Genomic DNA, 10,845 nt, shown 5'->3' on the forward strand with positions numbered 1-10,845 from the left:
CGGCCTACGGCCTCGCCAAGGCCGGAGCGCCGGTGACGCTGCTGCACCTGATGGACCGGCTGATGGAGCGCCAGCTCGATGCCTCCGCCGCGGACCTGCTCAAGACACTGGTCGAGCGCAAGGGCATTCGTATCCTGCTCAATGCATCCACAGCGCGCATCCACGGCGAAGGTCATGTCCAAGCGGTCGAGCTTGCCGACGGCAGCCGCATCGAGGCCGATGCGGTGATCTTCGCCGCCGGCATCAGGCCCAACATTGCGCTCGCAAAGGACGCCGGCATCGCAGTCAACCGCGGCATCGTCGTCAACGACGAGATGCAGACGGCGTCACCCGATATCTACGCGCTTGGCGAATGCGCCGAGCATCGCGGCACCTGCTACGGCCTCGTCGAGCCTGCCTACGAGCAGGCGCGCGTGCTGGCGCGGCATCTCGCGGGCCGTCCCGCGGCCTATCAGGGCAGCGTGGTCTCGACCAATCTGAAGGTGTCGGGCGTCAGCGTATTCTCCGCGGGCGACTTCATGGGCGGGGAGGGCAGCGAGAGCCTCGTGCTGTCAGACCGCAGGCGCGGCACCTACAAGAAGCTCGTCATCTCCGACGGCCGGCTCACCGGCGCGGTGCTGATCGGCGATACCGTCGATGCGCTCTGGTATCTCGAGCTGATCCGCAATCGTGACAAGGTGGCGGCGATCCGCACCGACATGATGTTCGGCCGCGCGCTCGCGCGTCCCTCCAAAGCGGCTTGATTGAGGCGGCTCGATATGACGGCGATCGATCCCACGCTCCGCGCTACCAAAACGACCTGTCCGTATTGCGGCGTCGGCTGCGGCGTGCTGGCGACGCCAGACGGCAAGGGCGGCGCGGCGATCGCGGGCGATCCCGATCATCCTGCCAATTTCGGCCGGCTGTGCTCCAAGGGCTCGGCGCTCGGCGAGACGGTCGGGCTCGAAAGCCGGCTGCTCTATCCGATGATCCGCTGCAAGGGCGTGCTCGAACGCGTCGCCTGGAGCGATGCGCTCGATCACGTCGCCCACCGCATGCAGCACATCGTCGCGCGCGACGGCGCCGACGCGGTCGCATTCTATCTCTCGGGCCAGCTGCTGACCGAGGACTATTACGTCGCCAACAAGCTGATGAAGGGCTTTGTCGGCACTGCGAACGTCGACACCAATTCGCGGCTCTGCATGTCGTCATCGGTCGCCGGTCACCGCCGCGCCTTCGGCGCCGACACCGTGCCCGGCTGCTACGAGGATCTCGACCAGGCCGATCTTCTGGTGTTCGTCGGCTCGAATGCCGCCTGGTGCCATCCCGTGCTGTTCCAGCGCATGCTGAAGAACCGGCAGGAGCGCGGCGCGCGCATGATCGTGATCGATCCGCGCCGCACCGACACCGCGACCGACGTCGATCTGTTCCTCGGCCTCAAGCCCGGCACCGACACGGCGTTGTTCTCCGGCCTGTTCGTTCACCTCGCCGACAATGGGGCCCTGGATCAGGACTACATCGGGCAAAACACGTCGGGTTTTGACGACGCGCTGGCGCGCGCACGCAGCATCGCCGGCAGCATCACGGCGACCGCACTGGCGACCGGCCTCTCCGAGCAGGACGTTGCCACCTTCTTCAAGATGTTCCGTGACACGCCCCGCGTCGTCACGCTGTACTCGCAGGGTGTCAATCAGTCGGCGCAGGGCACCGACAAGGTCAACGCGATCCTGAACTGCCATCTCGCCACGGGGCGCATCGGCAAGCCCGGTGCCTCGCCGTTCTCGCTCACCGGCCAGCCCAACGCGATGGGCGGCCGCGAGGTCGGCGGCCTCGCCAACCAGCTCGCCGCACACATGAACTTCACGCCGCCGGACATCGATCGCGTGCGGCGGTTCTGGAAGGCGCCGCGCATCGCCACCCATGAAGGGTTGAAGGCGGTGCAGCTGTTCGAAGCCATCAACCGCGGCGAGGTTAAGGCGCTGTGGGTGATGGGCACCAACCCCGCGGTGTCGCTGCCCGACGCGGACTTCGTGCGCGAGGCGCTGAAGAAGCTCGAGCTGTTCGTGGTCTCCGAGAACGTGCTCTCCAACGACACGGTCGATGCTGGCCCGCACGTGCTGCTGCCCGCGCTCGCCTGGGGCGAGAAGTCGGGCACCGTGACCAATTCCGAGCGCCGGATCTCGCGCCAGCGTTCGTTCCTGCCGGCGCCCGGCGAGGCGCGGCCGGACTGGTGGATCCTGAGCGAAACCGCAAAACGCCTCGGCTTCGGCGACAGTTTTAATTACAAATCCGCAGCCGACATCTTTCGCGAGCACGCCGCGCTCTCGGCGTTCGAGAACGATGGCAGCCGCGACTTCGATATCGGCGCGCTGACCTCGCTGTCCGACGAGGGCTTCGACGCGTTGAAGCCCGTGCAGTGGCCCGCGCGCGAAGGCCAGGCGCCCGGCGAGCGCTTCTTCGCGGCCGGCGGGTTCTTCACCAATGACGGCAAGGGCCGCTTCGTCGCGCCGGAGGTGCCGGCGCTGCGCGGCGAGACCGGGCCGTCGCGGCCGCTGCGGCTCAACACCGGGCGCATCCGCGACCAGTGGCACACCATGACGCGCACGGGCCTCAGCCCGCGGCTCGGCGCGCATCTGCCCGAGCCGTTCGTCGAGATTCATCCCGATGACGCCGGCAGATACAACGTCGTTCATGACGGCTATGCCCGCATCACCACCGACTACGGCCAGTGCACCCTCAAGGTCGTCGTCAGCGACCACCAGCAGCGCGGCACGCTGTTCGCGCCGATCCACTGGAGTGCGATGAACGCCTCGCACGGTCGCGTCGGGGCGCTGGTCGCACCGTTCACCGATCCGTTCTCGGGGCAGCCGGAGTCGAAGGCGACACCGGCGGCGATTTCGCCTTATGAATACGTTTTCCGCGGCTTTGCGTTGTCGCGCAAGCAGCTGGAGCTGCCACCGAACCTGATGTGGACCCGCGTCACTGTTACCGGCGGCTTCGGCTACCTCTTCGCCGACAATGCGGACCTGTCGCGCTGGCCGGCCTGGCTCGGTGGCGTTGCCGGCGAGGACGTCGCCGACTATCGCGACCTCGGCGGCGGCGTTTATCGCGCGGCCTCGTTTGCCGGCGACCGCATCGAAACCTGCCTGTTCGTCGGCCCCGCGCATGATGCCGGGGACTGGGAGGTGGTGAAGAGCCTGTTCGTGGCCGATCACGTCACCGATGAGCAGCGGCGCATGCTGCTGTCCGGCAAGTCGAGCGAGGGCGCGGCTTCGACCGGTCCTGTCGTCTGTGCCTGCTTCGGCGTCGGCCGCGGCACCATCTGCGACACCATCGCCGCAGGCGCGCGCACAGCCGCCGAGATCGGCGCAAAGCTCAAGGCCGGCACCAATTGCGGCTCCTGCATCCCCGAGCTGAAGCGCCTGATCGCGACGACCGAAATTGCGCCGGCGAAGCATGCCAAGCACGCGGGCGCGGCGGGGTAGGGGCGACTTTCTCGGTCGTCGCGCATACTCCGCCGTCATCGCCCGGCTTGACCGGGCGATCCAGTACGCCGAGACGCCTGTGATCAAGCGCTAAGGCCACTGCGTACTGGATTCCCTGCTTTCGCGGGGAATGACAGCGAGGGCGGGGCGCTATGCTTCGGCCCAATCGACGCACGCCTCATTGTGCCCTATGGTGCCGCGCTCTCGCCCTCAACACGCAAAAACAACAATGATGTACCTGGAAACGCCGCCGCGCCTGATCGAGACCAGGCTCTTTTCCGCCATGCCCGACAAATTCCGCCGCAAGGGCGAGCGCACCGATTGGGCCGATGCCAACCGGCCCGGTGTGCCGACGGATTCCTTCATCGAAGGGCCGTCGTTCGACAAGGATGCCAATCTCTACATCGTCGACATTCCCTTCGGCCGCATCTTCCGCATTGCGCCTGACGGCGAGTGGTCGCTGGCGATTGAATATGAGGGCTGGCCGAACGGGCTGAAGATCGCGGCCGACGGCCGCATCCTGGTCGCCGACTACAGGCACGGCATCATGGAGTTCGACGCCAGGGCAGGGCGCATTGCGCCGGTGCTGACCTCGCGCAACTCGGAGTCTTTCCGGGGCTGCAACGATCTGCATCTCGCGTCCAACGGCGACATCTATTTCACCGACCAGGGACAGACCGGCCTGCATGACCCCAGCGGCCGCGTCTATCGCCTGACGCAAAGCGGCCGGCTCGATTGCCTGATCGACACTGGTATCAGCCCGAATGGCCTGGTGCTCGATCCAACCGAGACCGTGCTGTTCGTCGCGATGACGCGCGACAACGCGGTGTGGCGGCTGCCGTTCATGAAGGACGGCAGCGTGTCGAAGGTTGGCCGCTTCTGCTCGCTGTTCGGCACCAGCGGCCCTGATGGCATGACAATGGATGCCAAGGGCCGCCTGTTCGTCGGTCACGCCTCACTCGGCCATGTCTTCGTGTTCGCGCCCAACGGCGAATTGATTGCGCGGGTCAAGTCGTGTGCAGGTCCGAATTGCACCAATGTCGCCATTGGTGGCGCGAAGAAGGATCGGCTCTACATCACGGAGTCCGCAACCGGTAGCGTATTGGTCGCTGACATCGGCGTATTGAACTCTTGAGCGCGACGGCGGTTGCCTCAGCGAACGAGTGGTATCGGAGCAAATATGAACACGAAACCCTTCGGCAAAACGGGTGCCAGCGTCTCCGTCATCGGGCAGGGCACATGGTATCTCGACCATGGCGATCGCAAGCGCGCGATCGCGGCGCTTCAGCGCGGGCTCGACCTCGGCATGACCCACATCGATACCGCCGAGATGTATGGCGATGCCGAACTCGTCATTGGGGATGCGATCGCGGGCCGACGCGACGAGGTTTTCTTGGTGTCAAAGGTGCTGCCGAGCAACGCCTCGCGCCGCGGAACCATCACCGCCTGTGAGCGCTCGCTGAAGCGGCTGAAAACCGATCGGCTCGACTGCTATCTGCTGCATTGGCGCGGCTCGTATCCGCTGGAGGACACCGTCGCCGCATTCGAGGAACTGGTGAAGGCCGGCAAGATCAAATCCTGGGGCGTCTCCAATTTCGATGCCGATGATCTCGACGAGATCCTCGACGCCGCCGGCGAACACCGCATCGCCTGCAATCAGGTGCTCTATCATCTGAAGGAACGCGCGATTGAGCACGCGGTGATCCCGTGGTGCGAACGGCATGGTGTCGCCGTGGTCGCCTATTCGCCATTCGGCCACGATGATTTCCCTGCGAGCAACAGCAAGGGCGGCGCGGTGCTGGCGCGCATCGCGGAGGCGCGTCGCGCGACGCCGCGCCAGGTCGCACTGAGCTTCCTCACCCGTGCAACTACGGTGTTCGCGATCCCGAAGGCGTCGTCCGCGGAACATGCCGGCGACAATGCTGCGGCCGGCGATCTGGTGCTGACGAAAGACGAGATCGCGGCGCTCGATGCGGCGTTTCCGCGCGGTCCGAAGCCGCGCGGCCTGCCCATGCTGTAGTGCACAAACGCCCGTTATTAATGGAGTCTTGACGTGCGCGGACGTGAGCGCATATCGGCATCCTGTTTTCGGAAGTTGTGAAAGCGGCGCAATTATCGTTTTTTACGATCATTCCCGATTCGCATTCCTAGGTTCCAGCCGTGACCCCGCCGCCCGCCGCAGCCGCAAGGCTCGACAGTATTCCCATGCCCATGCCGGAAAAGAAGCCGCAGGCGCGACGGGCGCCGGCGCGCGTCGATCACCCGTTCAAAGGCATCGCGCTGGTGCTGCTGTCGACGATCTTTCTCGGCTGCTCCGATGTTACCGCGAAATATCTGTCGTCGAGCCTGCCGTCGATCGAGATCACCTGGATCCGCTTCGTGACGTTTGCGCTGATGTTCACGCCGGTGATGCTGCCGGGCTCGCCGCTCCATGCGATGCGCACCGAGCGCCTCGGCCTGCAGTTGATGCGCGGCGCGGCATTGCTCGGCTCTTCGCTGTTCTTCATCACCGGCCTGAGCTTCCTGCCGATCGCAGAAGCGTCCGCGACCGGCTTCGTCTCGCCGCTGTTCGTCACCGCGCTCTCGATCGTCTTCCTGAGCGAGAAGGTCGGCATGCGCCGTTGGATCGCGACCGCGATCGGCCTGACCGGCGTGCTGATCATCCTGCGCCCGGGCTCCAGCGCGTTTCACGCCGCCGCCTTCTTCCCGATCGTCTCGGCGTTCTGCTGGGCCGCGGCGCTGATCCTGACGCGCATGATGAGCGGGCGTGAAGCCGTCCTCACCACGATGGCCTATTCGGCGCTGACGGGCGTTGCGATCCTCTCCCTGATGGTACCGTTCGTCTGGGTCACGCCGACCTGGACGGCGATCGGGCTTGGCATCGTGATCGGCGTCGCCTCCACCGTCGGCCAGTGGATCATCGTGCTGGCCTATCGCTACGGCGATGCCTCGGTACTGGCGCCGTTCTCCTACACGCAGTTGCTGTGGGTCAGCATCCTCGGCTTCTTCCTGTTCGGCGAAGTGCCTGATGTCTGGACCGTCACCGGTGCGGCCTTCATCGTCGCCAGCGGCCTCTACATCGCCCATCGCGAGCGCATCCGCCGCGCCCAGCTCCTGATCCTGGAAGAGCGTTCCCCGAACCCCTGACGCAAGTTCGCGCGTCCGCTTCGTGCTATCGACGGCTCCAACAAGACGGGAGGAGCCGGATGCGCGCTGCGATTTTCAGGAACGGTGAGATTGTCGTCGACCGGATGGCCGAGCCGAAGCCCGGCCCCGGCCAGGTGCTGGTCAAGACGCTCGCCTGCGGCATCTGCGGCTCCGATCTGCACGCGCGCCAGCACGCCCACCGTATGGCGGAGATGGCGCGAAAGACCGGCCGCAAGCCGATGGATCTCGCCCGCGACGTCGTGTTCGGCCACGAGTTCTGCTGCGAGATCGTCGACTTCGGCCCGGGGACCGTGCGCAAGCTCAAGTCGGGCACGCGCGTCTGCTCGCTGCCAGCCCTCGTAACGCCGCAGGGCATCGAAGGCATCGGTTACTCCAACGACAATATTGGCGGCTATGCCGAGGCGATGCTGTTGAGCGAAGCGCTGCTGCTCGAGGTGCCCAACGGTCTCGCGCCGGAGCATGCCGCGCTCACCGAACCGCTCGCGGTCGGCGTTCACGCGGTCGCCAAGGCCAACATCCGAGGCGGCGAAGTGCCGCTCGTGATCGGCTGCGGCCCGGTCGGGCTCGCGGCGATTGCGGCGCTGAAGCTCAAGGGCCTGCATCCGATCGTCGCCGCCGACTATTCGCCGGCGCGGCGCGCGCTTGCGGCAAAGCTCGGCGCCGATGTCGTCGTGGATCCACGGGTGTCGCAGCCCTATCTGACCTGGGCCGAGCATGCGCAGATGTCGGAGGCGGAGAAGGCCGCGCGGCCGCCGTTGCTGCCCGCGCTCAAACCCGCGATCATCTTCGAATGCGTTGGCGTGCCCGGTCTCTTGCAGCAGGTGTTCGAGGGCGCTCCGCGCGATGCGAGGATCGTCGTGGTCGGTGTGTGCATGGAGACCGACAGGAGCGAGCCCATGCTCGGCATCATGAAAGAGCTCAACGTCCAGTATGTGCTCGGCTACACGCCGGACGAATTCGCGGCGTCACTGCGCCTGATCGCGGAGGGGCAGGTGGATGCGGCGGCAATGGTGACGGCGGAAGTCGGCATCGACGGCGTTGCAAAGGCTTTCGCCGATCTCGCCAATCCTGAGGCTCACACCAAGATCATCGTGCAGCCGTGGCCGTGATGCCTTACACCGGCAGCGCGATCGAATATTTCACCTGGCTGAGCGCAAAGCTGGACTCGATCGAGGCGATGCCGTCGAGCCGGGTCAGCTTGGTCTTCAGGAAAGTCTCGTAGGAGGCCAGGTCGGCGGCGACCACGCGCAAGAGATAGTCGCGATTGCCGGTCATCAGATAGCATTCCAGCACCTCGTCCCATTTCGAGATCGCGCGCGCGAAGCGGTTGAGGTCCTCCTCCTTCTGCCGCGCCAGCTTGATCGAGATGAAGACGCTGACATGCAGCCCCAGCGCCTTCTGGTCCACGGTCGCGATGTAGCGCGAGATGACGCCGCGTTCCTCGAGCAGCTTGACCCGGCGATGGCATGGCGACACCGACAGCCCGACCTTGTCGGCCAGTTCCTGCATGGTCAGGCGGCTGTCGTTCTGGAGCAGAGCGAGGATTTTTCGGTCAATGGCGTCGAGGTCGGGCATTGGGATGAACCTGTCGTTTTTGTCGGCTGATTGGTAAGCTATCCCAATATTGGCTGGTAGCGCGCGAAAAATTGAGAAGTTTGGCGCTTCCTGCAGGGGTATCATCGGGCACCTGTTTTCCGGGAGCATTGCCATGCCCGTTGATACCGCCCGCCTCGACACCTTGACCGCGCTGGCCCGCAAGACGCTGTGGCTGTCGTCATGGACCATCCATCACGCCAACCACATCCGCCCGAATGCGGACGGCCTGAAAGTCGGGGGACATCAGGCCTCGTCGGCCTCGCTCGCCACCATCATGTCGGCGCTGTATTTCCACGTGCTGAAGCCCGAAGATCGCGTCGCGGTGAAGCCGCATGCGAGCCCGGTGTTCCACGCCATCCAGTATCTGTTCGGCCGGCAGAGCCGCGAGAAGCTGGAGAATTTTCGTGGCTTCAAGGGCGCGCAGTCCTATCCCTCGCGCACCAAGGACGTCGACGACGTCGATTTCTCCACCGGCTCGGTCGGCCTTGGCGTGGCGCAGACGCTGTTCGCCTCGCTGGTGCAGGACTACGTCAAGGCACATGGCTGGATGAAGGATCGCCGCGAAGGGCGGATGATCGCTCTGGTCGGCGATGCCGAGATGGACGAGGGCAACATCTTCGAGGCGCTGGCGGAGGGCTGGAAGCACGGCCTGCGCAACACCTGGTGGGTGGTCGACTACAACAGGCAGTCGCTCGACGCCGTCGTCCGCGAAGGCCTCTGGGAGAAGTTCGAGACCGTGTTCCGCAATTTCGGCTGGGACGTGGTGATCGTGAAATATGGCCGCCTGATGCGCGAGGCCTTTGCGGAAGCTGGCGGCGAGGCGCTGAAGCGCTGGATCGACAATTGTCCGAACGCACTCTACGCCGCATTGTGTTTTCAGGGCGGCGCGGCGTTCCGCAAGCATTTGCACGACGAGATCGGCGATCAGGGCCCCATCACCAAGCTGATCGACAGGCGCAGCGACGACGAGCTGCTGGCGCTGATGTCGAACCTCGGCGGCCATGACATGGCGAGCATGCTGGACGCCTTCGAATCCATCGACCACGACCGCCCGGTCTGCTTCATCGCCTACACCATCAAGGGCGTCGGCCTGCCGTTCCAGGGCCACAAGGACAATCATGCCGGCCTAATGACGGTCGCGCAGATGGAGAAATATCGCGACAGCCAGAACATCCGGCCCGGACACGAATGGGACAGATACGAGGGTCTCGCGCAAAGTGCCGCCGAGCTCGACGCCTTCCTCGCGGGCGTGCCGTTCAACCAGGACGGCCGCCGGCTCACCGCGCCTGTTATCGAGGTGCCGTCGCAGCTTGCCTTCAAGCCGGCGCCGCAGATGTCGACCCAGCAGGGTTTTGGGCTGGTGCTGAACGAGATCGCGCGCGGCGACAGCGAGCTCGCCAAGCGCATCGTGACGACATCGCCTGACGTCACCGTCTCGACCAATCTCGGTCCGTGGGTGAACCGGCGCGGCCTGTTTGCGCGCGGCGAGAAGGCGGACTTATTCCGCAGCGAGAAAATTCCATCCACCTTCAACTGGGACTTCTCGCCCAAGGGCCAGCATCTCGAACTCGGCATCGCCGAGATGAACCTGTTCATCATGCTCTCGGCGCTCGGCCTGTCGCACCAGATCAACGGCGAGCGGCTGCTGCCGGTCGGCACGCTCTACGATCCCTTCATCGAGCGCGGTCTCGATGCGCTGAACTATGCCTGTTACCAGGATGCGCGCTTCATGGTGGCGGCGACCCCCTCAGGTATCACGCTCGCGCCCGAAGGCGGCGCGCATCAGTCGATCGCAACCCCTTTGATCGGCATGGCGCAGGATGGCCTTGCCTCGTTCGAGCCGGCCTTTGTCGACGAGCTCGCCGTGATCATGGGGTGGGGCTTCAATCACATGCAGCGCGATCCGGGTGAGGGCGGCTCGGTCTATCTGCGGCTCTCGACGCGCTCGATCGAGCAGGCGCAGCGGATCATGACGCCCGAGCTTGCACAGGGCATCACCGACGGCGCGTATTGGTTGCGCAAGCCGGGGCCCAATGCCGAAGCCGTCATCGCCTATACCGGCGCCGTGGCGCCAGAAGCGATCGAAGCGACCGGCCTCATTGGCGAGAGCCGGCGCGACATCGGCCTGCTCGCGATCACGTCCGCGGATCGTCTGCATGCGGGATGGACGGCCGCACGGAAGTTGCGCCGTGATCGGCGCGGCGTGCAGCATCTCAGCCACATCGAAAAACTGCTCGCACCGCTGCCGCGCGACTGCGGCATCGTGACGGTGATCGACGGCCATCCGGCGGCGCTCGGCTGGCTCGGCAGCATCCGCGGCCATCGCGTCGAGGCGCTCGGCGTCGAGCAGTTCGGCCAGACCGGCACCATCGCAGACCTCTACCGCCACCACGGCATTGACGCCAACGCCATCATCGATGCGGCCGAAAGCCTCACCACCGGCGCGCCGGTGTTGCATCGAAAGATGGCGGTGTAGTTCTCCGTCGTCGTCCTGGCCACCGTGCGCAATTGCGCACTAGGTCAGGACGAGGGCAATCGAGACCTTGCCACCCCTCCGCCATCGGCTCATATAACCTCCGTCCGCCGCAATGCTGGCCCCGCATATGGCGGGTTCAAT

8 protein-coding genes are annotated in these 10,845 nt (G+C 65.3%); 7 read left to right on the plus strand and 1 reads right to left on the minus strand.

What is annotated here, in order from left to right; all coding sequences use genetic code 11:
- From IVB32_RS34025 to IVB32_RS34050, 6 genes are all read left to right on the plus strand, one after another.
- Positions 1-743, plus strand: a 743-nt coding sequence (locus tag IVB32_RS34025) for an FAD-dependent oxidoreductase (RefSeq protein ID WP_247412820.1), incomplete at its 5' end; no start/stop codon positions are given.
- Between the two features lie 15 nt (positions 744-758).
- A complete protein-coding gene (locus IVB32_RS34030; RefSeq protein WP_085362270.1) occupies positions 759-3,464 on the plus strand; it encodes a nitrate reductase in 2,706 nt (901 codons plus the stop codon).
- A 232-nt stretch (positions 3,465-3,696) separates the two neighbouring features.
- Positions 3,697-4,599, plus strand: a complete 903-nt coding sequence (locus tag IVB32_RS34035) for an SMP-30/gluconolactonase/LRE family protein (protein ID WP_247300320.1) — start codon at positions 3,697-3,699, stop codon at positions 4,597-4,599.
- 45 nt (positions 4,600-4,644) lie between these two features.
- A complete protein-coding gene (locus IVB32_RS34040) occupies positions 4,645-5,484 on the plus strand; it encodes an aldo/keto reductase (protein ID WP_247300276.1) in 840 nt (279 codons plus the stop codon).
- Between the two features lie 185 nt (positions 5,485-5,669).
- Positions 5,670-6,611, plus strand: coding sequence for a DMT family transporter (locus IVB32_RS34045; protein ID WP_018457082.1), 942 nt, complete (start codon positions 5,670-5,672; stop codon positions 6,609-6,611).
- Between the two features lie 59 nt (positions 6,612-6,670).
- On the plus strand, positions 6,671-7,741 hold the full coding sequence (locus tag IVB32_RS34050) for a zinc-binding dehydrogenase (protein WP_247367070.1): 1,071 nt from the start codon (positions 6,671-6,673) through the stop codon (positions 7,739-7,741).
- Positions 7,742-7,745: 4 nt separating this feature from the next.
- Here IVB32_RS34050 and IVB32_RS34055 read toward each other — a convergent pair whose 3' ends face one another.
- Positions 7,746-8,207: an Lrp/AsnC family transcriptional regulator gene (locus IVB32_RS34055; protein WP_014497003.1), complete on the minus strand. Its 462-nt coding sequence runs from the start codon at positions 8,205-8,207 to the stop codon at positions 7,746-7,748.
- A 133-nt stretch (positions 8,208-8,340) separates the two neighbouring features.
- Between IVB32_RS34055 and IVB32_RS34060 the strand changes: the two genes are divergently transcribed.
- Complete coding sequence (locus IVB32_RS34060; RefSeq protein WP_247300272.1) at positions 8,341-10,704, plus strand: transketolase; 2,364 nt, start codon at positions 8,341-8,343, stop codon at positions 10,702-10,704.
- The last annotated feature ends 141 nt before the right edge of the window (positions 10,705-10,845 follow it).

It is taken from the genome of Bradyrhizobium sp. 23 (genome assembly GCF_023073295.1).
GTDB classification, from domain to species: domain Bacteria; phylum Pseudomonadota; class Alphaproteobacteria; order Rhizobiales; family Xanthobacteraceae; genus Bradyrhizobium; species Bradyrhizobium canariense_D.